General features: G+C 67.9%; 19 protein-coding genes and 1 pseudogene. 10 read left to right on the top strand and 10 right to left on the bottom strand.

Annotation, left to right across the window (positions count from 1 at the left end; translation table 11 throughout):
• Positions 1-60 precede the first annotated feature (60 nt).
• Together pgi and JWP83_RS00225 are read right to left on the bottom strand one after the other, a co-directional pair.
• The gene (pgi, locus tag JWP83_RS00230; RefSeq protein ID WP_297724399.1) at positions 61-1725 is read right to left on the bottom strand and encodes a glucose-6-phosphate isomerase; all 1665 of its coding nucleotides are present in this window, start codon (positions 1723-1725) and stop codon (positions 61-63) included.
• A gap of 125 nt (positions 1726-1850) precedes the next feature.
• The gene (locus JWP83_RS00225; protein ID WP_297724396.1) at positions 1851-2168 is read right to left on the bottom strand and encodes a chorismate mutase; all 318 of its coding nucleotides are present in this window, start codon (positions 2166-2168) and stop codon (positions 1851-1853) included.
• Between the two features lie 383 nt (positions 2169-2551).
• On the opposite strand from JWP83_RS00225, the gene pcrA reads away from it, so the two are divergent.
• Positions 2552-4894 (top strand): DNA helicase PcrA, encoded by a 2343-nt coding sequence (gene pcrA / locus JWP83_RS00220; protein ID WP_297724393.1) that lies wholly within the window; start codon positions 2552-2554, stop codon positions 4892-4894.
• Positions 4895-4909: 15 nt separating this feature from the next.
• Here pcrA and JWP83_RS00215 read toward each other — a convergent pair whose 3' ends face one another.
• Together JWP83_RS00215 and JWP83_RS00210 are read right to left on the bottom strand one after the other, a co-directional pair.
• Positions 4910-5488 carry a hypothetical protein gene (locus tag JWP83_RS00215; protein ID WP_297724390.1) on the bottom strand — a complete coding sequence of 193 codons (579 nt, stop codon included), beginning with the start codon at positions 5486-5488 and terminating at the stop codon, positions 4910-4912.
• Position 5489: 1 nt separating this feature from the next.
• The gene (locus JWP83_RS00210; protein ID WP_297724387.1) at positions 5490-6548 is read right to left on the bottom strand and encodes a M23 family metallopeptidase; all 1059 of its coding nucleotides are present in this window, start codon (positions 6546-6548) and stop codon (positions 5490-5492) included.
• A 323-nt stretch (positions 6549-6871) separates the two neighbouring features.
• On the opposite strand from JWP83_RS00210, the gene sucC reads away from it, so the two are divergent.
• Both sucC and sucD read left to right on the top strand, forming a co-directional pair.
• Positions 6872-8035, top strand: a complete 1164-nt coding sequence (gene sucC, locus JWP83_RS00205) for an ADP-forming succinate--CoA ligase subunit beta (RefSeq protein ID WP_297724384.1) — start codon at positions 6872-6874, stop codon at positions 8033-8035.
• A gap of 17 nt (positions 8036-8052) precedes the next feature.
• The gene (gene sucD / locus JWP83_RS00200) at positions 8053-8955 is read left to right on the top strand and encodes a succinate--CoA ligase subunit alpha (RefSeq protein ID WP_297724381.1); all 903 of its coding nucleotides are present in this window, start codon (positions 8053-8055) and stop codon (positions 8953-8955) included.
• A gap of 72 nt (positions 8956-9027) precedes the next feature.
• Here sucD and JWP83_RS00195 read toward each other — a convergent pair whose 3' ends face one another.
• Complete coding sequence (locus tag JWP83_RS00195) at positions 9028-9876, bottom strand: LLM class F420-dependent oxidoreductase (RefSeq protein ID WP_297724378.1); 849 nt, start codon at positions 9874-9876, stop codon at positions 9028-9030.
• Positions 9877-10116: 240 nt separating this feature from the next.
• On the opposite strand from JWP83_RS00195, the gene JWP83_RS00190 reads away from it, so the two are divergent.
• The 7 genes and pseudogenes from JWP83_RS00190 (at position 10117) to JWP83_RS00160 (ending at position 19099) form a co-directional block, all read left to right on the top strand.
• A complete protein-coding gene (locus JWP83_RS00190) occupies positions 10117-11049 on the top strand; it encodes a DUF5336 domain-containing protein (protein ID WP_297724375.1) in 933 nt (310 codons plus the stop codon).
• Between the two features lie 39 nt (positions 11050-11088).
• Positions 11089-12270: pseudogene (locus JWP83_RS00185) on the top strand (DUF6350 family protein); the annotation flags it as partial.
• Between the two features lie 300 nt (positions 12271-12570).
• Positions 12571-13200, top strand: coding sequence for a phosphoribosylglycinamide formyltransferase (gene purN, locus JWP83_RS00180; RefSeq protein WP_297724373.1), 630 nt, complete (start codon positions 12571-12573; stop codon positions 13198-13200).
• The gene (gene purH / locus JWP83_RS00175; RefSeq protein WP_297724371.1) at positions 13197-14765 is read left to right on the top strand and encodes a bifunctional phosphoribosylaminoimidazolecarboxamide formyltransferase/IMP cyclohydrolase; all 1569 of its coding nucleotides are present in this window, start codon (positions 13197-13199) and stop codon (positions 14763-14765) included. Before purN ends, purH begins: the two co-directional genes overlap by 4 nt.
• A 63-nt stretch (positions 14766-14828) precedes the next feature.
• Positions 14829-16193: an ATP-binding protein gene (locus JWP83_RS00170; RefSeq protein ID WP_297724402.1), complete on the top strand. Its 1365-nt coding sequence runs from the start codon at positions 14829-14831 to the stop codon at positions 16191-16193.
• Complete coding sequence (locus JWP83_RS00165; protein WP_297724368.1) at positions 16186-18174, top strand: VWA domain-containing protein; 1989 nt, start codon at positions 16186-16188, stop codon at positions 18172-18174. Before JWP83_RS00170 ends, JWP83_RS00165 begins: the two co-directional genes overlap by 8 nt.
• 76 nt (positions 18175-18250) lie before the next feature.
• The gene (locus JWP83_RS00160) at positions 18251-19099 is read left to right on the top strand and encodes an aldo/keto reductase (RefSeq protein ID WP_297724365.1); all 849 of its coding nucleotides are present in this window, start codon (positions 18251-18253) and stop codon (positions 19097-19099) included.
• A gap of 42 nt (positions 19100-19141) precedes the next feature.
• Here JWP83_RS00160 and JWP83_RS00155 read toward each other — a convergent pair whose 3' ends face one another.
• From JWP83_RS00155 to JWP83_RS00135, 5 genes are all read right to left on the bottom strand, one after another.
• The gene (locus tag JWP83_RS00155; RefSeq protein WP_297724362.1) at positions 19142-19744 is read right to left on the bottom strand and encodes a DUF1707 domain-containing protein; all 603 of its coding nucleotides are present in this window, start codon (positions 19742-19744) and stop codon (positions 19142-19144) included.
• A gap of 112 nt (positions 19745-19856) precedes the next feature.
• On the bottom strand, positions 19857-20693 hold the full coding sequence (locus JWP83_RS00150; protein WP_297724359.1) for an enoyl-CoA hydratase family protein: 837 nt from the start codon (positions 20691-20693) through the stop codon (positions 19857-19859).
• A 10-nt stretch (positions 20694-20703) separates the two neighbouring features.
• Entirely contained in the window at positions 20704-21879 is a 1176-nt protein-coding gene (locus JWP83_RS00145) for an acyl-CoA dehydrogenase family protein (RefSeq protein ID WP_297724356.1), read from the bottom strand.
• The gene (locus tag JWP83_RS00140) at positions 21876-23900 is read right to left on the bottom strand and encodes a biotin carboxylase N-terminal domain-containing protein (RefSeq protein ID WP_297724353.1); all 2025 of its coding nucleotides are present in this window, start codon (positions 23898-23900) and stop codon (positions 21876-21878) included. Before JWP83_RS00140 ends, JWP83_RS00145 begins: the two co-directional genes overlap by 4 nt.
• A 5-nt stretch (positions 23901-23905) precedes the next feature.
• The coding region (locus JWP83_RS00135) for an acyl-CoA carboxylase subunit beta (RefSeq protein ID WP_297724350.1) at positions 23906-25187 on the bottom strand (1282 nt) is incomplete at its 5' end.

Below are 25187 nucleotides of genomic sequence, written 5' to 3'. Positions count from 1 at the left end.
CAGACGCAAAAGCCCCCGACACGCCGTGCGTGCGGGGGCTTTTGCGTCTGCTCGCGGGCTCTAGCTCACCCGTCCCCGTTCGGTGCGGTAGCGACGCACCAGCGCATCGGTCGAGCTGTCCGATTGCGGCGGGGGCGAGCCGTCGGCGGTGATCACCGGAAGCAGCGCCTTGGCCTGCGTCTTGCCCAGCTCCACACCCCACTGATCGAACGAGTCGATGCCCCAGATCACCCCCTCGGTGAAGACCTGGTGCTCGTAGAGCGCGATCAGCTGGCCCAGCACCGACGGCGTGAGCCGGTCGGCCAGGATGGAGGTGGACGGCCGGTTTCCGGGCATCACCTTGTGCGGCACGACGTTGGGGGGCGTGCCTTCGGCGGCGATCTCTTCGGCGGTTTTGCCGAACGCCAGCACCTGAGTCTGGGCGAAGAAATTGCTCATCAATAGGTCGTGCATGCTGCCGGTGCCCTCGACGGTGGCGAGGTCGTCGAGGGGTTGGCTGAAGCCGATGAAATCGGCGGGCACCAAGCGGGTGCCCTGATGCAGCAACTGATAGAAGGCGTGCTGGCCGTTGGTTCCCGGTTCGCCCCAAAAGATTTCGCCGGTGTCGGTGGTGACCGGCGTGCCGTCGGCGCGCGTCGACTTGCCGTTGGATTCCATGGTCAGCTGTTGCAGGTAGGCCGGAAAGCGGGACAGGTCGTTGGAATACGGCAGCACCGCGCGCGTTTGCGCGCCCATGAAGTTGGAGTACCACACCCCGATCGTGCCGAGCAGGACGGGCGCGTTCGACTCCAGCGGGGCCGTCTTGAAATGCCGGTCGACGATGTGGAATCCGGACAGAAAATCGGCGAAAGCCTTCCGGCCGATGGCCGCCATCACCGACAGCCCGATCGCCGAATCGACCGAATAACGCCCGCCGACCCAATCCCAGAACCCGAACATGTTCTGGGTGTTGATACCGAAGTCGTCGACCAGGCGCTTGTTGGTGGAGACGGCCACGAAATGCTTGGCCACCGCGGAGTCGCCGAGCGCGTCGGTCAACCAACGGCGCGCCGCGGTCGCGTTGGTCAGCGTCTCGAGCGTGGAGAAGGTCTTCGACGCGATGATGAAAAGCGTTGTGGCAGGGTCTAAGTCGGCCAGCTTCGAGATGAGGTCGGCCGGGTCGACGTTGGAGACGAAGCGCGCCGAAATCCCCGCATCCGCATAATGGCGCAGCGCCTGGTAGGCCATCGCCGGACCCAGGTCCGACCCGCCGATTCCGATGTTGACGACGGTGCTGATCCGTTTCCCGGTGGCCCCCGTCCATTCGCCGCTGCGTAACCGCTCGGTGAAATCACCCATCGCGTCGAGCACGGCGTGCACCTCCTCGACGACGTTTTGGCCGTCGACGATCAACTCGGCGTCGCGGGGCAGCCGCAGCGCGGTGTGCAGCACGGCGCGGTCCTCGGAGGTGTTGATGTGCACGCCGGAGAACATCTGGTCGCGGCGCTCTTCGAGGTTAGCCGTCCGCGCAAGGTCGACCAGCAGCCGCAGCGTCTCTCGGGTGACGCGATGTTTGCTGTAGTCGATGTAAAGGTCGCCGACCGTGACGGTGAGCTCGCGCCCGCGATCGGGATCGTCGTCGAAGAACTGCCGCAGATGGGTGTGGCCGATTTGTTCGTGATGCGTGCGCAGGGCGTCCCACGCCGGGGTGGCGGTGATGTCGGGGATGGTTTGCACGGAGGTCATGGTTCGAGCGTAGTGACGGTCGCGAGCGCGGCGCAGCCGGGCGCTGCGGGCCGTCACCATCGGACTCGAGTGCGGTCCGACGCAACCGAGCCAGGCCTGGCCGATGGCGGCCACGCCGCCGCTGTTCAGTGGCCGAGCCGGCCCCGGCCCAGTCGCAGCAACAGCATCGCCAGGTCCTTGCCGTCGGGACCGAGCTCGCTGTAGCGCTCGATCACCTTCATCTCGCGGCTGTGGACCAGCCGGGTGCCGCCGGACGCCATCCGCACCTTGCCGATCGCCTGGGAGACTTCGGCCCGCCGCTTTACCGCGGCGAGGATCTCGGCGTCCAATCGGTCGATCTCCTGGCGCAACGCGTCAATGTCGGTGGTCTCTTCGGACTCGACCATCTCGATGTTCATCTCTGCTAACTCCGCATTCTCTTGATGTGGGGGTTCTGGTCTCATCCGTTATCGGGCCTCACAAAAGAGACGAGCCCCGAATCCGGAAGCGGACCACGGGGCTCTGCGAAAGCAGTTAGACCACGGGGACCGCTGGCCGGTACCCGTAGAAAAATCGGCTGACCCGCTCATGTGCCGAGAGCTGCCGAGGTTGCTGCGCGTTGAGCACCAAACGAGTGTGCCACTAACGACCGCGACGGCGCAAAAGTGCATGGGCGCCGGTTCTGCACGGCGTGCCGGCGGTTGCTGCTCCCCCGTGTGAATCCGCTTCTTCAGCAAGCCGCGTCGACCGCGGCAACGGGCGCTGCGCCCATACGTCGGATGGGTCCGCCGCGCCGGACGGCCTGGCCAGCGAAGTCGTCGGCGGGCGGCGGTAGATTTGGACGGACATGAGTGTGCAAGCGACCAGTAACTCTGAAGCCAAGCCCGCCCCCGAAGCGGATCAACTGCTCGACGGACTCAACCCACAACAGCGCCTGGCGGTGGTGCACCAGGGCTCGCCGCTGCTTATCGTGGCGGGCGCGGGTTCGGGCAAGACGGCGGTGCTGACGCGGCGCATCGCCTACCTGATCGCGGCGCGTGGCGTCGGGGTCGGTCAGGTCCTGGCCATCACCTTCACCAACAAGGCCGCCGCAGAGATGCGCGAACGTGTGGTGCGCCTGGTGGGCAACCGGGCCCGCGCGATGTGGGTGTCCACGTTCCACTCCACCTGCGTGCGCATCCTGCGCAACCAGGCGTCCCTGATCGAGGGCCTCAACTCCAACTTCTCGATCTACGACGCCGACGACTCGCGGCGCCTGTTGCAGATGATCGGCCGCGACATGGGGCTGGACATCAAGCGCTACTCGCCGCGGCTGCTGGCCAACGCCATTTCCAACCTGAAGAACGAGTTGATCGATCCCGCCGAGGCGGTGGCCAACCTGTCGGACGATACCGATGAGTTGAGTCGCACGGTGGCCTCCGTCTTCGGCGAATACCAGCGGCGGCTGCGGGCAGCCAACGCGTTGGACTTCGACGACCTGATCGGGGAAACCGTCGCGGTGCTGCGGGCCTTCCCGCAGATCGCGCAGTATTACCGGCGGCGCTTCCGGCACGTGCTGGTTGACGAATACCAGGACACCAACCACGCCCAGTACGTGCTGGTGCGGGAGCTGGTGGGACACGGCGCCGGGGAGTCTCCCGACGACGTGCCGCCGGCGGAATTGTGCGTGGTCGGCGACGCCGATCAGTCGATCTATGCCTTCCGCGGCGCCACCATCCGCAACATCGAGGACTTCGAGCGGGATTATCCCGACGCGAGAAGCATTCTGCTGGAACAGAATTACCGCTCCACGCAGAACATTCTGTCGGCCGCCAACTCGGTGATCGCGCGCAACACCGGGCGCCGTGAGAAGAGGCTGTGGACCGACGCCGGCGCCGGCGAGCCGATCGTCGGCTACGTCGCCGACAACGAGCACGACGAGGCCAGGTTCGTGGCCGAGGAGATCGACGCGCTCGCCGAGCGCGGCGAGATCACCTACAACGACGTGGCGGTGTTCTATCGCACCAACAACTCGTCGCGGTCGTTGGAGGAGGTTTTCATCCGCGCCGGGATCCCGTACAAAGTCGTTGGGGGAGTGCGCTTCTACGAGCGCAAGGAGATTCGCGACATCGTCGCCTATCTGCGGGTGCTGGACAACCCGGGGGATGCGGTCAGCATGCGGCGCATCCTCAACACGCCGCGCCGGGGCATCGGGGATCGGGCCGAGGCGTGCGTGGCGGTGTACGCCGAGAACACCGGCGCCAGCTTCGCGGACGCGCTGGTGGCCGCGGCCGAGGGCAAAGTGCCCATGCTGAATACGCGCGCGGAGAAGGCGATCGCGGGTTTCGTCGAGCTGCTGGACGACCTGAGGGGCCACCTCGACGACGACCTCGGCGAGTTGGTCGAGTTGGTGCTCGAACGCTCCGGATACCGCAACGAGCTGGAGTCCTCCACGGATCCCCAGGAGCTGGCCCGGCTGGACAACCTCAACGAATTGGTCAGCGTCGCACACGAATTCAGCGCCGATCGGGCGAACGCGGCCGCGCTGGACGAGTCGGCGCAGCCGCCCGAGGACGAAGACGTGCCGGACACCGGTGTGCTGGCGGCGTTTCTGGAGCGCGTTTCGCTGGTCGCCGACGCCGACGACATCCCCGAGCACGGCGCCGGCGTGGTGACGCTGATGACGCTGCACACCGCGAAGGGTTTGGAGTTTCCGGTGGTGTTCGTCACGGGCTGGGAGGACGGGATGTTCCCCCACATGCGGTCACTGGACGATCCCACCGAGCTGTCCGAAGAGCGGCGGCTAGCCTACGTCGGCATCACCCGGGCGCGTCAGCGGCTCTACGTGAGCAGGGCCATCGTCCGGTCGTCCTGGGGACAGCCGATGCTCAACCCGGAATCGCGCTTCCTGCGCGAGATTCCGCAGGAGCTCATCGACTGGCGGCGCAGCGCGCCCGCGCCGTCGTTCAGCGCACCGGTGAGCGGTGCCGCACGGTTCGGCGCGCCGCGTCCGTCGCCGACGCGTTCGGGGGCAAGCAAACGTCCGCTGCTGATGCTGCAACCGGGCGATCGGGTGACGCACGACAAGTACGGGCTCGGTCGGGTCGAGGAGGTCTCCGGCGCCGGCGAATCGGCCATGTCGCTGATCGACTTCGGCAGCTCGGGGCGGGTGAAGCTGATGCACAACCACGCCCCGGTCAGCAAACTCTAGGGCGTTCGGCGCCGTTTACGCCTGCAGCCAGCGTTTGGTTTGCGGGTGAAACGCCAGCACCACGCTGGCGACGGGCAGCAGCCACAGGATGTACACGATCCACGCCACGCGCGCGCCCGCGATGAACACCCCGCCGTAGGTCAGCACCGCGACCACCGCGCCGGCCGCGATGAGGTAGCGCCCCACGGGCCGATGCTGCAGCAACAGGATGACGCCCGAAACGGTGGTTATCGCAAACACCAGCGCGAGGAAGGCCACCGCGATGCAGAACAGGCGGTCGGTTCTCCACCACCCGGCGATCAGGTCGGTGGCCACCACGGACGTGGCCCAGCCGCTGACGATGCTGACCGCGCTGGCGGCGACGGCGGTCCGGCCGCTCGTCTGGTGGCCCGGCGGGCCCGCGATGCCTCCCCGCCGGGCGGAGCCGGGAGTCGCCTCATACGGAGGCGGCTGCCGCGGGATCTGCGTGGTCGGAGATTCCGGCACTACAGGCATCGGCCCGGTCGGTGCTCGCCGGATGATCCGAGTCTGCGATTCCGAGGGCGGTGCGGCGGAATCGGGCGGTGCAGCAGGGGGATCGTCGGGCGAAGTCACCTCAGCCAGCGTAATTGCCGAGGTTAAGTCCCCGCTTAGCGAGCCACGGCACGGGGTCGATCCGCTCAGTGCCGCCCTGCAGCACCTCGAAGTGCAGGTGCGGCCCGGTGGAATTGCCCCGGTTGCCCATGGTGGCGATCTGGTCACCGGCCATCACGTGCTCTCCGACGCTGACCAGCGTCGTGTTGACGTGGCCGTAGAGCGTGACCGTGCCGTCGGCGTGGCGGAGCTTGACCAACGCCCCGTAGCCGGCGGCCGGCCCGGAGTCGATGACGACCCCGTCGGACACCGCATAGATCGGTGTGCCGATCGAGTTGGCCAGGTCGATTCCGGCGTGCAGCACACCCCAGCGGTAGCCGAAGTTCGAGGTGAAGATCCCCTTCGTCGGCATCACATAGAGCGGCTGCTGTAACCGCGCCTCGCGCTGAGCGCGATCGTTGGCGAAGGCCATGCCCCTCGCGAGTTCCTCGTTGTGCACCGCGGCGTTCGCCGCGGGCTGGACCGCGATCACCTGGGCGCCGCGGGTGGTGTTGCTGCCCGCCCCGCCGATGAGCGCCGACGCGTTGGCGGTCAGCACGGCATCCGTCTTGGGGGTGTCGGCGTGGCTGGTCGCCGTGTGGGCCGCCGCGGCCGCCGCCCCGGCGGCCATCGCCGAGATCAGCAGGCGGCCCCGGGCCGCGCTGGTGGGCTGCTTACGGTGCTGTCCGCCGCGCCGGATCGCGGGAATGACATCGGTGATGTCCGAGTGATTGGGGCAGCGCGCGTCGATATGCGGGGCGTCGGGCCGGAATCTCGTCGGGACCGGCACCGCAGCGGGCGCGGCCAGCAACAGCGGGCCCAGATTGTCCACGTCGTGCAGGTCGTCGAGCTCGGGAGCGAGCAGCACCTGAGCCTCGTTGTCGAAGGCCGAGTCGTTGCTGAAATCCAGGTCGTCGAGATCACCCGACTCTTCGGCGAAATCCAGGTCGTCGAAGTCGAATCCGTCGAGCGGAAGGATCTCGGTGACTTCGTTTCGGTTCGACTCAGTCCACCGGCCGCCTGCTGCGCGACCTACCCGCACCACGCCGGTTGATACGGCAGAAGGATTTGCTAAACGATGCTGCGACAAGCTGAAATGTCCTCGTATCGTGACCATAACGTTATCTGGACCCTAGGAAGGTATCCGCTAACCGACGGGGCTGGCAACCTCGGGCCAAAAACCCAACCAATATTGTGAGTTGCATCACTTTTGAGGCTTGCGGGTATGCGGTGAGCTGTGCCACAACGGTGGACGCGACGGTAGCAGGCATCCGACGGGTGGATACAGTGCCAGCGTGCGAGTTCCCGATTCCGGCACCGCCCGCGCATAGGCCTAGCAGCAAGCCGATCGAAGACAGTGAGCCCATGGACCTTTTCGAGTATCAAGCGAAAGAATTGTTCGCCAAGCACAACGTACCGAGCACGCCCGGCCGGGTGACCGACACCGCCAAGGGCGCTCGGGCCATCGCCGAGGAGATTGGTCGTCCGGTGATGGTCAAGGCGCAGGTCAAGGTCGGGGGCCGCGGCAAGGCCGGCGGCGTCAAATACGCCGCAACCCCAGACGACGCCTACGAACACGCAAAGAACATCCTCGGGCTGGACATCAAGGGCCACGTCGTGAAGAAGCTGCTGGTCGCCGAGGCCAGCGACATCGCCGAGGAGTACTACATCTCCTTCCTGCTGGACCGCGCCAATCGCACCTACCTGGCGATGTGCTCGGTCGAGGGCGGCATGGAGATCGAGGAAGTGGCGGCCACCAAGCCCGACCGGCTCGCGAAGGTGCCCGTGAGCGCCGTCGAGGGTGTCGACGTGGCGACCGCGCGTTCGATCGCCGAGCAGGGCCACCTGCCGGCCGAGGTCCTGGACGCCGCCGCGGTCACCATCTCCAAGCTGTGGGAGCTTTTCGTCGCCGAAGACGCGACGCTGGTCGAGGTCAACCCGCTGGTGCGTGATCCGAAAGACCGGATCCTGGCGCTGGACGGGAAGGTCACCCTCGACGCCAACGCCGACTTCCGCCACCCCGATCACGCAGAGTTCGAGGACCGCGACGCCACCGATCCGCTGGAGCTCAAGGCCAAGGAGAACCACCTCAACTACGTCAAGCTCGACGGCCAGGTCGGCATCATCGGCAATGGCGCGGGCCTGGTGATGTCGACGCTGGACGTGGTCGCCTACGCCGGTGAAAAGCACAGCGGCGTCAAGCCGGCCAACTTCCTCGACATCGGTGGCGGCGCGTCGGCGGAGGTGATGGCCGCCGGACTGGATGTGGTGCTGGGCGACGAGCAGGTCAAGGCCGTGTTCGTCAACGTCTTCGGCGGCATCACCGCGTGTGACGCCGTGGCCACCGGGATCGTCAAGGCGCTGGAAATCCTCGGCGACGAGGCCAACAAGCCGCTGGTGGTGCGCCTGGACGGCAACAACGTCGAAGAAGGGCGTCGCATCCTCACCGACGCCAACCACCCGCTGGTGACGCTGGTGGCGACGATGGACGAGGCCGCGGACAAGGCCGCCGAGCTGGCGAGCGCCTGAAAAGGAGAAATGACCCAATGGCTATCTTCCTGAACAAAGAGAACAAGGTCATCGTCCAGGGCATCACCGGCAGCGAGGCCACTGTGCACACCGCGCGAATGCTCAAGGCGGGCACCCAGATCGTGGGCGGTGTGAACGCGCGCAAGGCGGGCACCACGGTCACGCATGAGGACAAGGGCGGCCGGATCATCAAGCTGCCGGTGTTCGGCGGCGTTGTGGAGGCGATGGAAAAGACCGGCGCCGACGTGTCGATCATCTTCGTCCCGCCGAAGTTCGCCAAGGACGCCATCATCGAGGCCATCGACGCGAAGATCCCGCTGCTGGTGGTCATCACCGAGGGAATCCCGTTGCAGGACACGGCATTTGCGTGGGCGTACAACTTAGAAAGGGGCGGCAAGACCCGCATCATCGGCCCGAACTGCCCCGGCATCATCACGCCGGGCCAGGCACTGGTGGGCATCACGCCGGCCAACATCACCGGCGCGGGCCCCGTCGGGCTGGTGTCCAAGTCCGGCACGCTGACCTACCAAATGATGTACGAGCTACGCGATTTCGGGTTCTCGACGTCTATCGGCATCGGCGGCGACCCCGTCATCGGGACCACCCACATCGACGCCATCGAGGCCTTCGAGAAGGACCCTGACACCAAGGTCATCGTGATGATCGGTGAGATCGGCGGCGACGCCGAGGAGCGCGCGGCCGATTACATCAAGGCCAACGTGTCCAAGCCGGTCGTCGGTTACGTGGCCGGCTTCACCGCCCCGGAGGGCAAGACGATGGGCCACGCGGGCGCCATCGTGTCCGGTTCGTCGGGCACCGCTGCCGCCAAAAAGGAGGCCCTGGAGGCGGCCGGCGTCAAGGTCGGCAAGACCCCGTCGGAAACCGCGGCGCTGGCGCGGGAGCTCCTGAGCAGCCTGTAGCCCGCGTTAGCGCGAACAGACACAAAAGCCCCCGCCGACCGGCGTGTCGCGGGGCTTTTGTGTCTGCTCGCGCTAAACCAAAGCCGCCAGCTTGCCGGCCAGCCGCTCCACGTAGGCGGCGATCTCGTCTTCGGGACGGTCCGGCAGACCGAACAGCACCTCGGTCACCCCCAGCTCGGTCCAACGCGCCAGCTTCTCGGGGACCGGCTTGAAGTCCAGCGCGACGATCTGCGGAGCGCCGTCGCGCCCGGCGGCGGCCCAGGTGTCCTGCAGCAGCTTGACCGGCTCGTCGATGTCGAAGTCGCGCGGGGTGGTGATCCAGCCGTCGGCGCTGCGCGCGATCCACTTGAAGTTCTTCTCGTTTCCGGCCGCGCCCACCAGCACCGGAATGTGTGGCTGCACCGGCTTCGGCCAGGCCCAGCTGGGACCGAACTTGACGAATTCGCCGTCGTAGGCCGCCTCTTCTGCTGTCCACAACGCGCGCATCGCTTCGATGTACTCGCGCAACATGGTGCGGCGCCGCCCGGGCGGCACCCCGTGGTCGGCCAGCTCGTCGGTGTTCCACCCGAACCCGACGCCCAGGCTGACGCGGCCGCCGGACAGGTGGTCAAGTGTGGCAATGCTTTTCGCCAAAGTGATCGGATCATGCTCGACGGGCAGCGCGACCGCGGTCGACAGGCGCACCCGCGACGTCACGGCGCACGCCGCGCCCAGACTCACCCACGGGTCCAGCGTGCGCATGTAGCGGTCGTCCGGCAGCGACGCGTCGCCGGTCGTGGGATGGGCCGCCTCGCGCTTGACCGGGATGTGGGTGTGTTCCGGCACGTAGAACGTGTGGAAGCCGTGGTTGTCGGCAAGCTTGGCGGCCGCCGCCGGGGAGATGCCACGATCGCTGGTGAAAAGCACAAGCCCGTAATCCATGAACAGAATTAGAACGTGTTCTACCTGTGCGGGGCAAGCGGCGCTGATCGAGGCTGGTCGCGCTGACGAACCGGTGGCTCCGGCACGGCCGCCCGAACGTGCGCTAGCGTGGGTGATCGATCGCGTCGCGGCGCAACATGGGCAAGGTGTTTCGAAGCGGCGCGCGCCCAGCAGCACAGCGTCGCGCTTGAAGGTGGCGTCACCAAGACACTCAACACACGGGAAGCAACAGGAGGAGTCATGACCTACTCGCCCGGTAGCCCCGGATATCAACCCCAGCAGCCCGGAGGCTCCTATGCAGGCGCCACACCGTCGTTCGCCAAGACCGACGACGGCGAAAGCAAGCTTCCGCTGGTCCTTAACGTCGCGGTGCTGGTGCTCGGCATTGCGGTGTATCTGCTGAATTTCGGGCCGACTTTCGTGATCGGCGCCGACCTCGGTCCGGGCGGTGGACGGGCCGGCGATGCGGGCACCGCGGTCATCGTTGCGCTGCTGGCCGCGCTGCTGGCCGGAATCAGCTTGCTGCCCAAGGCCAAGAGCTACGTGGGGATTGTCGCGGTGATCGCGGTGCTGGGCGCGTTGCTGGCCATCACCGAGACGGTCAACACGCCCGCCGGTTTCGCGATCGGCTGGGCGATGTGGCCCTTGGTGGCTTGCAGCATTTTCCAGGCGCTCGCCGCCATCGGCGCGCTGCTGCTGGACGCCGGCGTCATCACCGCGCCCGCGCCGCGGCCGAAGTACGACCCGTACGCGCAGTACGGCCAATACGGGCAATACGGCCAGTACGGGCAGTACGGACAGCAGCCGTCGTACTACGGCCAGCAGCACGCCGGGCCCCAGTCCCACAGCCCGCAGGAGGCGCCGCAGCCTTCGGCGTACGGCTCCCAGTACGGGGGATATCCGTCGAGCCAGGCCGCGACCCAGTCCGCGATCCCGACGTCGACCGGCGGCTTCGGTGCACAACCCTCGCCGCAGTCGGGACCCCAGCCGCAGGGACCGTCCACGCCACCCACCGGCTTTCCCAGCTTCAGTCCGCCACCCTCCTCCAACGCGAGCGGCGCGGAGTCCCAGGCGGGTTCGGCTCCGGTCGATTACAGCCACACCGGTGGTCAGCAGTCGCCCGGCCAGGAGCAGCAGCAGTCGCCGTCATCCGGACCAGCGGCGCCGGCCTAAGCAGGCGCTCTCGCGCGTAGTCGGGCACGTGCGCCAAGAGTGAAAAGGGTGTCGGAAAGCGCGGACAACCGGGCGGCGGGCGCTCGCCAGGCGCGCGACCTTGTCCGGGTGGCGTTCGGCCCGTCCGTGGTGGCATTGGGCATCATCGCCGCGGTCACGTTGCTGCAGTTGCTGATCGCCAACAGCGACATGACCGGCGCGTTGGGAGCCATCGCCAGCATGTGGCTCGCGGTGCACCAGGTGCCGATCTCGATCGGCGGCCGTGAACTGGGCGTGCTGCCGCTGCTGCCGGTCCTGTTGATGGTGTGGGGCACCGCACGCACCAGCGCACGGGCGACCTCTCCCTCGTCGTCGTGGCTGGTGGTCCGCTGGGTGATCGCGTCCGCGCTGGGCGGGCCCCTCCTGATGGCGGCGATCGCGCTGGCGGTCATCCACGACGCGTCGTCGGTGATCACCGAGCTGCAGACGCCCAGCGCCCTGCGCGCGTTCGCCGGCGTGCTGGTGGTGCACGCCATCGGCGCCGCGATCGGCGTGTGGTCGCGGGTGGGGCGGCGGGCGTTGGCGGCGTCACCGCTGCCCAGTTGGCTCGGTGATTCGCTGCGCGCCGCGGTGGCCGGTGTGCTGGCATTGCTCGGGCTTTCCGGCCTGGTGACGGCGGGCTCGCTGGTTGTGCACTGGGGGACGATGCAAGAGCTCTACGGGATCACCGATTCGCTATTCGGCGAGCTCAGCCTCACGGTGCTGTCGGTGTTGTACGCGCCCAACGTCATCGTCGGCACGTCGGCGGTCGCCGTCGGGTCCAGCGCCCACCTCGGTTTCGCGACGTTCAGTTCGTTCACCGTTTTCGGCGGCGACATGCCCGCGCTGCCGATCCTGGCCGCGGCCCCCACGCCGCCGCTGGGCCCGGTGTGGGTCGCGCTGCTCATCGTCGGCGCGTCGTCGGGCGTGGCGGTGGGGCAGCAGTGCGCTCGGCACGCGCTGCCGCTGGCGCCGGCGCTGGCCAAATTGCTGGTCGCCTCGGTTGCCGGGGCGCTGGCGATGTCATTGCTGGCATACGGCGGGAGCGGCCGGCTGGGCAACTTCGGCCAGGTCGGCGTGGACCAGGGCGCTTTGCTGATCGGCGCGTTCTTCTGGTTCGCGGTGGTCGGCTGGGTAACCGTGGTGATGGCCGGCGGGATCCTGCCCATACGACTCAGAAGGCCGCGGCGGCCCAAACCCGCGCGCGGCCCGGCGGCCGAGGCGCCGGCGGACTTCGCGGCGCATTTCGACGAGCGGGACGACGAGCCGGACGACGGGCCCGTAGACGAGCACAACGACGAGCCGGACGGTGAGCCGGACGACGGGCCCGAAGACGAGCCGCACGACGAGGCGGCCGGTGCGGCAGCTGAGGCCTCGGAGGAGGCCGACGACGACGCGCCGCCGCCCGCGTGATCGACTCTGCGCTGAGTTCGCCGACACGCCGGGCGATCGAGCGCTGGACGCAGAGTCGGCGCGGCGGGGGCTCCCAGTAGGCTCGCCGTTGTGCAGCAACCGCTCCACGTGCCCCCGAGCGCGCCGGCGCGGCTGGTGGTGCTGGCATCGGGCACCGGATCGCTACTGGGCTCGCTCCTCGAAGCTGCCACCGGTGACTACCCGGCGCGAATAGTCGCCGTCGGCGTGGATCGCGAATGCCGGGCCACCGAGGTCGCGGCGGCGGCGTCACTGCCGGCGTTCACCGTCCGCCTCGGCGATTACCCCGACCGCGAGGCCTGGGACGTGGCCATCACCGAAGCCACCGCCGCGCACTCGCCCGATCTCGTCGTCTCCGCCGGATTCATGAAGATACTTGGACCGCAATTCCTTTCACGATTCTGCGGACGCACCCTCAACACGCATCCGGCGCTGCTGCCGGCCTTCGCGGGGGCGCATGCCGTTCCCGACGCGCTGGCTTACGGTGTGAAGGTCACCGGCTGTACGGTGCACCTGGTAGACGCCGGCATGGACACCGGGCCGATATTGGCGCAGGAGCCCATTCCGGTGCTCGACGGCGACAACGAAGAGACACTGCACGAACGTATCAAGGTCATCGAACGGCGACTGTTGGTGGACGTGGTGGCCGCGATCGCAACCCGCGGCGTGACCTGGACCGGACGAAAGGCGACCATAGGATGAGCGACGAGTCAAGAAGGGCGATTCGCCGCGCCTTGATCAGCGTGTACGACAAGACGGGGCTGCTAGGACTCGCCGAGGGTCTGACCGCGGCGGGCGTGGAGATCGTCTCGACCGGCTCGACGGCGAAAACCATTGCCGACAAAGGCATTCCGGTGACACGCGTGGAGGAACTGACCGGCTTCCCCGAGGTGCTCGACGGCCGGGTCAAGACACTGCACCCGCGTGTGCACGCCGGCCTGCTGGCCGACCTGCGCAACCCCGCGCACGCCGCGGCGCTCGAGCAGCTCGGGATCGCGGCGTTCGAACTCGTTGTCGTCAACCTGTATCCGTTCAGCGAGACCGTCGATTCCGGCGCGGGCATCGACGAGTGCGTCGAGCAGATCGACATCGGCGGGCCGTCGATGGTCCGGGCGGCCGCCAAGAACCACCCCAGCGTTGCGGTGGTCACCGACCCGCTCGGGTATGACGGAGTCCTCGCCGCCGTGCGCAATGGCGGATTTACCCTCGCCGAGCGCAAAAGGCTGGCGTCGCTGGCATTTCAGCACACCGCGGACTACGACATCGCCGTGGCCGCCTGGATGGAGTCGACGCTGGCGCCCGAGCATCCGCCCACGGCGTTCCCGAAGTGGTTCGCCGGCAGCTTGCGGCGCACCGCGATGCTGCGCTACGGGGAGAACCCGCACCAGCAGGCGGCGCTCTACGGCGACCCCGGCGCCTGGCCGGGCCTGGCGCAGGCCGAGCAGCTGCACGGAAAAGAGATGTCCTACAACAACTTCACCGATGCCGACGCCGCGTGGCGGGCCGCTTTCGACCACGAACAGATATGCGTGGCAATCATCAAGCACGCCAACCCTTGTGGGATCGCGATCTCGTCGGTGTCGGTCGCCGACGCGCACCGCAAGGCCCACGAATGCGACCCCCTGAGCGCGTACGGCGGCGTGATCGCGGCCAACACCGAAGTCAGCCTCGAGATGGCGGAATACGTCAGCACCATCTTCACCGAAGTGATCGTGGCGCCGGCCTACGCGCCGGGCGCCGTCGACGCGCTGACGCGCAAGAAGAACATCCGCGTGCTGGTGGCCTCCGAGCCGCTGGCCGGCGGCACCGAGCTGCGACCGGTCAGCGGGGGACTGTTGGTTCAACAACGCGACCAGCTCGACGCGCACGGCGACAACCCGGCGAACTGGACCCTGGCGACCGGGTCACCAGCGGACCCGAACACCTTGACCGACCTGGTTTTTGCGTGGCGCGCCTGCCGCGCGGTCAAGTCGAACGCGATCGTGATCGCCGCCGACGGCGCCACCATCGGCGTCGGCATGGGTCAAGTCAACCGGGTCGACGCCGCACGCCTGGCCGTCGAACGGGGCGGCGACCGGGTCCGCGGCGCGGTCGCGGCCTCGGATGCGTTCTTCCCGTTCCCCGACGGACTCGAGACGCTGACCGCCGCCGGGGTGAAGGTGGTGGTCCATCCGGGCGGATCGGTGCGCGACGACGAGGTGACCGCGGCGGCGGCCAACGCCGGCGTAACGGTGTACCTCACCGGGGCCCGTCACTTCGCTCACTAGAACGCTTGGCGGGTGGGCGCAGCGTGTTACGCGTACTTTGGAGTGGTGCCAACACCGAGCAACATGCCCCGCACCGTCGGCGAACTGCGTGACGCCGGTCACCGCGAACGGGGAGTCAAACAGGAAATCCGCGAAAACCTGCTGACCGCGCTGGCCGAGGGAGACGAGGTCTGGCCGGGCATCCTGGGTTTCGACGACACCGTGTTGCCGCAGCTGGAGCGCGCGCTGATCGCCGGTCACGACTTCGTGCTGCTGGGCGAACGCGGCCAGGGCAAGACCCGGCTGCTGCGGGCGCTGACCGGGCTGCTCGACGAGTGGACCCCCGTGATCGACGGGGCAGAACTGGGCGAGCATCCGTACCGGCCGATCACGCCGGAGTCGATCCGGCGTGCCGCGACGCTCGGCGACGACCTGCCCGTGTCATGGAAGCACCGCAGCGAGCGCTACACGGAGAAGCTGGCCACCCCGGACACCAGCGTCGCCGACCTGGTCGGTGACATCGACCCGATCAAGGTCGCCGAGGGCCGCAGCCTCGGTGACCCGGAGACCATCGCCTACGGGCTGATCCCGCGCGCACACCGCGGCGTCGTCGCCGTCAACGAGCTGCCCGACCTCGCCGAGCGCATTCAGGTTTCGATGCTCAACGTCATGGAGGAGCGCGACATCCAGGTCCGCGGCTACACGCTGCGCCTGCCGCTGGACGTGTTGGTGGTCGCCAGCGCCAACCCCGAGGACTACACCAACCGGGGCCGCATCATCACGCCGCTCAAAGACCGGTTCGGCGCCGAGATCCGCACCCACTACCCGCTGGAGCTGGAGGCCGAGGTGGGAGTGATCGTTCAGGAAGCGCACCTGTCCGCGCAGGTCCCCGACTATCTCATGCAGGTGATGGCGCGGTTCGCCCGCTACCTGCGCGAGTCGAACTCGATCGACCAGCGGTCCGGGGTGTCGGCGCGGTTCGCGATCGCCGCGGCCGAGACCGTCGCGGCCGCCGCCCGGCACCGCGGCGCGGTGCTGGGGGAGACCGACCCGGTGGCCCGGGTGGTCGATCTGGGCACGGTCATCGACGTCCTGCGCGGCAAGCTGGAATTCGAGTCCGGCGAGGAGGGCCGCGAACAGGCCGTGCTGGAGCACCTATTGCGTCGCGCGACCGCCGACACCGCGGCCAGGGTGCTGGGCGGCATCGACGTCGGTGCGCTGGTATCCGCGGTCGAGGGCGGCTCGGCGGTCACGACGGGGGAGCGGGTGTCGGCCAAGGACGTGCTGGCCGCGGTGCCGAACCTGTCCGTCGTGGACAAGATCGCGGCCAAGCTGCACGCCGAATCCGAAGGCGAGCGCGCCGCGGCATTGGAACTGGCGCTGGAGGCGTTGTATCTGGCCAAGCGGATCGACAAGGTGTCCGGGGAGGGCCAAACCGTCTATGGGTAGAGGGCACTCGTCGCGCTACTCGGCGTACACCGGCGGGCCGGATCCGCTGGCCCCGCCGGTGGATCTGCGCGAGGCGCTCGAACAGATCGGTCAGGATGTCATGGCCGGCACCTCGCCACGGCGCGCGCTGTCGGAGCTGCTGCGCCGCGGCACCAAGAACATGCCCGGCGCCGATCGGCTGGCCGCCGAGGCGAACCGGCGCCGACGGGATTTGTTGCGCCGCAACAACTTGGACGGCACCCTGCAAGAGGTCAAGAAGCTGCTCGACGAGGCCGTGCTGGCCGAACGCAAGGAGCTGGCCCGCGCGCTGGACGACGACGCCCGCTTCGGCGAGCTGCAGCTGGACGCGCTGCCGGCGTCGCCGGCGAAGGCCGTCCAGGAGCTTTCCGACTATAACTGGCGCAGCGCGGAGGCCCGCCAAAAGTACGAGCAGATCAAGGATTTGCTCGGCCGCGAGATGCTGGACCAGCGCTTCGCGGGCATGAAGCAGGCGCTGGAGGGCGCAACCGACGAGGATCGCCAGCGCGTCAACGAGATGCTGGACGACCTCAACCAGCTGCTGGACAAGCACTCCCGCGGGGAGGACACCCAACAGGACTTCGAAAACTTCATGGACTCCCACGGCGAGTTCTTCCCGGAGAACCCCCGCAACGTCGAGGAGCTGCTGGACTCGCTGGCCAAACGCGCCGCCGCCGCGCAACGCTTCCGCAACAGCCTGAGCCCCGACCAGCGCGCCGAGCTCGATGCCTTGGCGCAGCAGGCATTTGGTTCCCCGGCGTTGATGGAGGCGTTGGGTCGACTCGATGCGCATCTGCAGGCCGCGCGGCCGGGCGAAGACTGGACCGGCTCCGAGCAGTTCTCCGGAGACAACCCGTTCGGCATGGGCGAAGGCACTCAGGCGATTTCGGACATCGGCGAGCTGGAGCAGCTGGCCGAGCAGCTGTCGCAAAGCTATCCGGGCGCCACCATGGATGACGTCGACCTCGACGCGCTGGCCCGCCAACTTGGCGATCAGGCGGCCATCGATGCCCGCACACTCGCCGAATTGGAACGCGCCCTGGTCAATCAGGGCTTCCTGGACCGTGGTTCCGACGGCCAGTGGCGGCTCTCGCCAAAGGCGATGCGCAGGCTGGGCGAGACGGCGCTACACGATGTCGCGCAACAGCTTGCGGGTCGTCGCGGCGAGCGCGACCATCGGCGCGCGGGCGCCGCCGGCGAGCTGACCGGCGCGACCCGGTCCTGGCAATTCGGTGACACCGAGCCGTGGAACATCCCCCGCACGCTGACCAATGCGGTGCTGCGGCAGGCGGGGACCGCGACGGTGAAGGGTCCCGACGGCCCCGTTTCGCTACGGATCACGGTCGAGGACGTCGAGGTCTCCGAGACCGAGACGCGTACGCAGGCCGCCGTGGCGCTGTTGGTCGACACCTCGTTTTCGATGGTGATGGAGAATCGCTGGCTGCCGATGAAGCAGACGGCGCTCGCGCTCAACCACCTGGTGTGCACGCGTTTTCGCTCGGATGCGTTGCAGATCATCGCCTTTGGCCGTTACGCCCGGACGGTGACGGCCGCCGAGCTGACCGGCCTGGAGGGTGTCTACGAGCAGGGCACCAATTTGCATCACGCGCTGGCGCTGGCGGGCCGGCACCTGCGCCGGCACCCGAACGCGCAGCCCGTCGTGCTGGTGGTGACCGACGGTGAGCCGACCGCTCACCTGGAGGACTTCGACGGGGATGGCTCGGCCGTGTTTTTTGATTACCCGCCGCATCCGCGGACCATCGCCCACACCGTGCGCGGATTCGACGACATGGCAAGGCTCGGTGCGCAGGTGACGATCTTCCGGCTGGGCAACGACCCCGGGCTGGCGCGGTTTATCGACCAGGTCGCGCGGCGCGTCGAGGGCCGCGTCGTGGTGCCCGACGAAGACGGCCTGGGAGCCGCCGTGGTGGGCGACTACCTGCGGTCGCGGCGCCGTCGGTAGCGGCGGGCGCTTCGATCGCGAAGGGAGCAGGTGCTTCCTCGGCCGGGTTCATGGACAAGGACGAAGAAGGAGACGCATGAGCAACGTTCCGACGATCGAACTCAACGATGGTGTGCGCATCCCACAGCTTGGTTTCGGCGTGTTCCAGATCAAGCCCGACGAGACCGCCGCGGCCGTCAAGTGCGCCCTCGACATCGGATACCGACACATCGACACCGCGGAAATGTATGGGAACGAAAGGGAAGTCGCCCAAGGCGTCCGCGACGCCGGTCTCGAGCGCGCCGAGGTTTTCATCACCAGCAAGCTCAACAACGGCTCTCACAAGCCCGATGATGCGCGGCGCGCCTTCGGCAAAACGCTGGAAGCCCTGGCGTCCGATTACGTCGACCTGTTCCTCATTCACTGGCCGCTGCCCACGCTCTACGGCGGGGACTTCGTCTCCACCTGGAAAGTCCTCGAAGAATTCGCACGGGAGGGCCGCGCCCGCAGCATCGGTGTCTCGAACTTCCAGATCGCGCATCTGGATCGGCTCGCCGCGGAAACCGACACCGTCCCTTCGGTCAACCAGATCGAGGTTCATCCGTACTTCACCAACGAGCAGGTCCGCGCCTACGGGCGCGATCATGGCATCGTCACCGAGGCGTGGTCGCCCCTCGCGCAAGGCAAGGTGCTCGACGATCCGGTGATCAACCGCATCGCCGACGCGCGCGGCAAGTCGCCGGCGCAGGTGGTGTTGCGCTGGCACGTCCAGCGCGGTGACATCGTCTTCCCCAAATCGGTGACGCCGGAAAGGATCAAAGCCAACTTCGAGCTGTTCGACTTCGATCTGGACGACTCCGACATGCACGCAATCTCGGCGCTGGACAAGGGCGAATCGGGCAGGAGGGGCCCTAACCCGGACACCTTCGACTACGTTCCCGGCTAGCGACGCTTAGCGGAATGCTTGGGGCGCAACGGGTCTGATGTCCTAGCCGCGGGGCCGGCGGGCCTTGCGCTTGATGCCCACACCACCCCAGAGTGAGAAGCCGCGGATTTTCACCTTCGGCGCGCCGGGCGTGCCCTGGCCCAGCACCGTGTGGTCGAAGCCGCCCATCACGCCACGGCCGTGGATCTCGACGTTGACTTCGGGCGGCAGCACGATGTTCTGCGCGCCCATGATCGAGATCGCTTTGATGTCGACCTCGGTCGAGGTGAAGTCGGCGTAGCGCAGATCCACCACCCCGCTGCCCCAGAACGTGAATGTGGTCAGCTTCTTCGGCACGTTCCACCGGCCGCGCCGCTCGAACCCGCTCATCAGGGCGAGCAGCAACATCGATGGTGCGGGATTGGGCTTGCCGCCCCTGCGCGCACTTAGCTGCGCGCCGGGCAGGTCGGCCCTGAGCTCGTCCAGCTCCTCGTATGTGGTCGCCGCGTAGGCCCTGGTCAGACGGTCTTCGTAGTCCTTCATCTGCAGGCGGCCCTGCTCGGCCGCATACGCCAGCAACTGCGCGACCTGGATGCGATCCGTGTCGGCCGCGCGCGATATTTCGTCACGCGTGTCCTTCGCATCGCGCTGCGCTGAATTGCTCATCATCCACGAGCGTACGACGTAGAAGTTTTGCTGCAAGTGGGTTGGCTAAACTGCAACCTTCCTCCCAGGCCAGAGGGGGTTCGTGGGGCCTTTCCGCTGCTCACGAAGGCCGTTAGACGTTTGCCCAACTAGGCGGACGCTTCTGTAGGAACGCCAGCATGCCTTCGCGGGCTTCGTCCGACACGAACAGCCGGGCCGATTCCTCGGTGAGCCGCTCGGCGTCGCGGTCGAACCCGTCCAGCACGGGGGCCGTGGTCAGCGCCTTCGACGCCGCGAGGCCCTGCGGCGACCCGCGGCTCACGTCGGCGACAGCCTTCGCCACCGCGGCGTCCACGTCGTCGGCCGCCGTCGTGACGAGTCCGATCTCGGCGGCCTCCGCCGCATCGAACGTCTCGCCGGTCAGGTAGTAGCGGGCCGCGGCCCGCGCCGACATCTTCGGCAGCAGCGTCAGGGAAATGATGGCCGGGGCTACGCCGATCCGGGCCTCGGTCAGCGCGAAGGTGCTGCGCGGGCCGGCGATCGCGATGTCGCAGGCGCCGACCAAACCAAACCCGCCGGCGCGAACGTGCCCGTCGATGGCGGCGATCACCGGCAGCGGCGACTCGACGATGGCGCGCAGCAGCGCCGTCAGTTCCCGGGCCCGCGCCGCCGCCGTGTCGAAGGCCGATGGTGGCGACCCGCTTCGCCCGGCTGCGCCGCGCTCGCGATCGCCACGCGGGTCGCCGCCGCTGGCCTCGCTCAGGTCCGCCCCGGCGCAGAAGGTGTTACCGGTGTGGCCCAGCACCACGAGCCGCACCGCCGGATCCGACGCCGCGTCACGCAGCCCCTGGTGCAACTGGTTGACGAGCCCGGTCGAGAGCGCGTTGCGGTTATGGGGAGAGTTCAGCGTCAGCCGCGCGAACGGGCCTCCGGCGTCGCCCGGGCCGGCGTATTCGACGAGATTTTCCATCAGCAGGGCTTCAGTAGCTTCGAGGCAAGCCCAGCGACGTCTGCGCGACGAAGTTCAGGACCATCTCGCGGCTGATCGGGGCGATCCGTCCGAGCCGGGCCGCGGTCAGCATTGCGGCCACTCCGTACTCCTTGGTCAACCCGTTGCCGCCCATGGACTGCACGGCCTGGTCGACCGAGCGGGTGGCCGCCTCGGCCGCGGCGTACTTGGCCATGTTGGCGGCCTCGGCCGCGCCCGTGTCGTCGCCGCTGTCGTAGAGCGTCGCGGCCTTCTGCATCATCAGCTTGGCGAGCTCGACCTCAATGTGGCACTGCGCCAACGGATGTGACAGGCCCTGGTGCGCCCCGATCGGCGTCGACCAGACCTGCCGCGTCTTGACGTAGTCGACGGCCTTGTTCAGCGCGAACCGTCCCATGCCCACCGAGCTGGCCGCGCCCATGATGCGCTCGGGGTTAAGGCCGGCGAAAAGCTGTGCGATGGCGGCGTCTTGGGCTCCGACGAGCGCGTCGCCGGGCAGCCGGACGTCGTCGAGGAAGACCTGGAATTGGCGCTCGGGGCTGATCAGCTCCATCTCGATCGGCGTGTAGGTGAAGCCGGGCGCGTCGGTCGGCACCACGAAAAGCGCCGGCCTGAGCGATTCGGACTTGGCCCCTGTTTCTTTGTGGGTGCGGGCCACCACCAGCACGGCCTGCGCCTGGTCGATGCCGGAGATAAAGACCTTCTGCCCCTTGAGGATCCAGTCGTTACCGTCGCGGTGGGCGGTGGTGGTGATCTTGTGCGAGTTGGATCCGGCGTCGGGCTCGGTGATCGCGAATGCCATCGTCAGGGAACCGTCGGCGATGGCGGGGATCCAGCGCTTCTTCTGCTCTTCGGTGCCGAACTTGCTGATGATGGTGCCGTTGATGGCGGGTGACACCACCATCAGCAGCAGCGCGCTGCCCGCGGCCGCCATCTCCTCCATCACGAGCGACAGCTCGTACATTCCGGCGCCGCCACCGCCGTACTCCTCGGGCAGGTTCACCCCGAGAAAGCCGAGTTTGCCCGCTTCGGTCCACAATTCGTTGGTGTGCTTGTGCGCGCGGGCCTTCTCCAGGTAGTACTCGGCGCCGTAGTTGGACGCCCACTCGGCCACCGCCTTGCGCAGCGCGCGGCGTTCTTCGTTTTCGACGAAGCTGGTATCGGTCATCGTGGATCTCCTTCATGCGAATTTTGCGGGTCGAGCGCATCCACCCTTGCCAGGACGGTGCCCACTTCGACTTGCTGACCGGTCGTGACGTTGAGTTCGGCGAGCACGCCGTCGGACGGCGCGGTGATGGTGTGTTCCATCTTCATCGCCTCCAGCCAGATCAGTGGCTGGCCGGGCGTGACGGTGTCGCCGACGGATGCGCCGACGCGGATGACGTTGCCGGGCATGGGCGCCAACAGGGAGCCCTTCTGGACGGTCGAGGCCGGCTCCGGGAACCGCGGCTGCGCGACCAGGTGAACGGGCCCGCGCGCCGAATCGATGTAGACATCGTCACCGTACCGCCGCACCGCGAAGGCGCGCTCGACCCCGTCGTCGGCGAGGACGACCCGATCCACTGTGGCGGAGACCAGCTGCACGGTCGCGTCATCGGGCAGTGTCAAGCCCGTTCTGGTGAAACGGTATTCGACGCCCCACTCTTTGGCGTCGGAGCCGCCGGCGTCGTCGCGATAGGTCTTGGCCTGATAGCCCGATGCCAGGTTGCGCCAGCCACTGGGAATCGAGCCGAACGCCCCAGATGTTTTGGCGGTCGCGCGGTTGTGCGCGGCGTCGGCAAGGGCGGCGGCGACGGCGGACAACCGGATCGCCGCGTCGTCGGCCAGCGGTGCGGACAGTTCCGCCAGGCCGTGCGTGTCGAAAAACGCGGTGTCGGTGGCGCCGTCGAGGAACGCCGGATGACGCAGCACGTTCACCAGCAGTTCGCGGTTGGTGCGCACGCCGTGGAGGCGGGCGCGAGCCAGCGCGTCGGCGAGCACCAGCGCGGATTGCCGCCGCGTCGGCGCGTAGGAGATGACTTTGGCGAGCATCGGGTCGTAGTGGATCGACACCACCGATCCGCCGACGATCCCGGAGTCCAGCCGGATCCCGGTCCGCTGCCCCAGTGAGCCGAACTCGGCCCGGACCGCCGGCACGTCGATCGCGTACACCGGGCCGGCCTGCGGCTGCCAGCCGTGCGCGGGGTCCTCCGCGTAGAGCCGGGCCTCGATCGAATGCCCTCGGGCCGCAGGGGGTTCGGCCTGCAGCCGACCGCCGGCGGCGACGTCGAGCTGCAGCTCGACCAGGTCTAGCCCGGTGGTCTCCTCGGTGACCGGGTGCTCGACCTGCAGGCGGGTGTTCATCTCCAGGAAGTAGAACTGGGCTTGCCCACCAGGTGAGTCATCGGCGAGGAACTCCACCGTCCCGGCACCGGTGTAGCCGATCGCGCCGGCCGCGAGCCGGGCCGCGTCGAACAGCTTGGCGCGCATGCCCGGCGTGCGCTCGACCAGGGGCGAGGGGGCCTCCTCGATGATCTTCTGGTGGCGGCGCTGAATCGAACATTCCCGTTCCCCGACGGCCCAGACGGTGCCGTGGGTGTCGGCCATTACCTGAACCTCGACGTGATGCCCGGTGGGCAGGTAGCGCTCGCAGAACACGGTCGGGTCGCCGAACGCCGACTGCGCCTCACGGCGGGCCGCCTCGACTTCGCTGGCCAGAGCCGACAATTCGCGCACCACCCGCATGCCGCGACCGCCGCCTCCCGCGGACGCCTTGACCAGCACCGGCAGCTGATCGTCCGTGACCGTGTCGGGGTCCAGCTCGTCGAGCACCGGGACGCCGGCGGCGGCCATCAGCTTCTTGGACTCGATCTTGGAACCCATCGCGCGCACCGCCTCCACCGGCGGCCCGACCCAGGTCAGGCCCGCCTCCTGCACGGCGGCGGCGAACTCGGCGTTCTCCGAAAGGAATCCGTACCCTGGATGCACCGCGTCGGCGCCGGACGCGCGGGCAGCGGCGATGATCGCCTCGGCGTTCAGATAGTCGTTGGTCTTCGGCAGCCGCACGCGCGCGTCGGCCTCGGCGACGTGCGGCGAGGCGGCGTCCGGGTCGGTGTAGACGGCGACGGTGCCCAGACCCAGCCGACGGCAGGTGGCGAACACCCGCCGGGCGATCTCGCCCCGGTTGGCGACCAGCACTCGAGAAACCATGGGGCTCACATCCGGAAGACGCCGAAGTTCGACGTCCCCTTGATCGGGCCATTGGCGATGGCGGACAAACACATTCCCAGCACGGTGCGGGTGTCGCGCGGGTCGATCACGCCGTCGTCGTAGAGCATCCCGGACAACACCAGCGGCAGCGACTCGGCTTCGATCTGGCCCTCTATCGCGGCCCGCATGGAGGCGTCAGCGGCGTCGTCATAGTGCTGCCCGCGGGCTTCGGCGGCCGCCCGGGCAACGATCGATAGGACACCGGCGAGCTGGGCACCGCCCATCACCGCGGATTTGGCGCTGGGCCAGGCGAACAGGAATCGAGGGTCATAGGCGCGCCCGCACATGCCGTAGTGGCCCGCGCCGTAGGACGCGCCGATCAACAGCGAGAGGTGCGGGACGGTCGAGTTGGACACCGCGTTGATCATCATCGAGCCGTGCTTGATCATCCCGCCCTCTTCGTAGTCCTTGCCCACCATGTAGCCGGTGGTGTTGTGCAGGAACAACAATGGCGTATCCGAGCGGTTGGCCAGCTGAATGAACTGGGTGGCCTTTTGCGACTCCTCGCTGAACAGCACGCCGCGCGCGTTGGCCAGGATGCCGATCGGGTAACCGTGCAGCCGGGCCCAGCCGGTGACCAGCGACGACCCGTACATGGGTTTGAACTCGTCGAAGTCCGAACCGTCGACGATGCGGGCGATCACCTCACGGGGGTCGAAGGGGATGCGCAGATCCCCGGGCACGATGCCGATCATTTCCTCGGCGTCGAATAGTGGCTCGGTGATCGGCGCGGGCGCGGGCCCCTGTTTGATCCAGTTCAGCCGGGACACGATGCGACGCCCGATCCGGATCGCGTCCAGCTCGTCGACGGCGAGGTAATCCGCTAATCCTGAAGTGCGGGCGTGCATTTCGGCACCGCCGAGCGATTCGTCGTCGGACTCCTCACCGGTGGCCATTTTGACCAGCGGGGGACCGGCAAGGAACACCTTCGAGCGTTCCTTGATCATCACCACGTGGTCGGACATGCCCGGAATGTAGGCACCGCCGGCGGTGGAGTTTCCGAACACCAGCGCAATGGTCGGGATGCCCGCGGCCGACAGCCGGGTCAGGTCCCGGAACATCTGGCCGCCAGGGATGAAGATCTCCTTCTGGGTGGGCAGGTCGGCACCGCCCGATTCCAACAGGGAAATGACGGGAAGCCGATTCTGGAGGGAGATCTGGTTGGCCCGCAGTATCTTTCGCAATGTCCACGGATTACTGGTGCCGCCTTTGACCGTGGGGTCATTG

The sequence above is a fragment of the Mycobacterium sp. genome (assembly GCF_025965855.1).
Lineage (GTDB): Bacteria > Actinomycetota > Actinomycetes > Mycobacteriales > Mycobacteriaceae > Mycobacterium.
The sequence above is the reverse complement of the archived record's forward strand: the minus strand, read 5'-3'. Positions and strand labels throughout refer to the sequence as shown.

Excerpts from the sequence above, each read along its gene's own strand:
- pgi (WP_297724399.1), bottom strand. The coding sequence starts at position 1,725 with ATGACCTCCGTGCAAACCATCCCCGACATCACCGCCACCCCGGCGTGG.
- JWP83_RS00225 (WP_297724396.1), bottom strand. The coding sequence starts at position 2,168 with ATGAGACCAGAACCCCCACATCAAGAGAATGCGGAGTTAGCAGAGATG.
- pcrA (WP_297724393.1), top strand. The coding sequence starts at position 2,552 with ATGAGTGTGCAAGCGACCAGTAACTCTGAAGCCAAGCCCGCCCCCGAA.
- sucC (WP_297724384.1), top strand. The coding sequence starts at position 6,872 with ATGGACCTTTTCGAGTATCAAGCGAAAGAATTGTTCGCCAAGCACAAC.
- sucD (WP_297724381.1), top strand. The coding sequence starts at position 8,053 with ATGGCTATCTTCCTGAACAAAGAGAACAAGGTCATCGTCCAGGGCATC.
- JWP83_RS00195 (WP_297724378.1), bottom strand. The coding sequence starts at position 9,876 with ATGGATTACGGGCTTGTGCTTTTCACCAGCGATCGTGGCATCTCCCCG.
- JWP83_RS00190 (WP_297724375.1), top strand. The coding sequence starts at position 10,117 with ATGACCTACTCGCCCGGTAGCCCCGGATATCAACCCCAGCAGCCCGGA.
- purH (WP_297724371.1), top strand. The coding sequence starts at position 13,197 with ATGAGCGACGAGTCAAGAAGGGCGATTCGCCGCGCCTTGATCAGCGTG.
- JWP83_RS00170 (WP_297724402.1), top strand. The coding sequence starts at position 14,829 with ATGCCCCGCACCGTCGGCGAACTGCGTGACGCCGGTCACCGCGAACGG.
- JWP83_RS00165 (WP_297724368.1), top strand. The coding sequence starts at position 16,186 with ATGGGTAGAGGGCACTCGTCGCGCTACTCGGCGTACACCGGCGGGCCG.
- JWP83_RS00160 (WP_297724365.1), top strand. The coding sequence starts at position 18,251 with ATGAGCAACGTTCCGACGATCGAACTCAACGATGGTGTGCGCATCCCA.
- JWP83_RS00155 (WP_297724362.1), bottom strand. The coding sequence starts at position 19,744 with ATGAGCAATTCAGCGCAGCGCGATGCGAAGGACACGCGTGACGAAATA.
- JWP83_RS00150 (WP_297724359.1), bottom strand. The coding sequence starts at position 20,693 with ATGGAAAATCTCGTCGAATACGCCGGCCCGGGCGACGCCGGAGGCCCG.
- JWP83_RS00145 (WP_297724356.1), bottom strand. The coding sequence starts at position 21,879 with ATGACCGATACCAGCTTCGTCGAAAACGAAGAACGCCGCGCGCTGCGC.
- JWP83_RS00140 (WP_297724353.1), bottom strand. The coding sequence starts at position 23,900 with ATGGTTTCTCGAGTGCTGGTCGCCAACCGGGGCGAGATCGCCCGGCGG.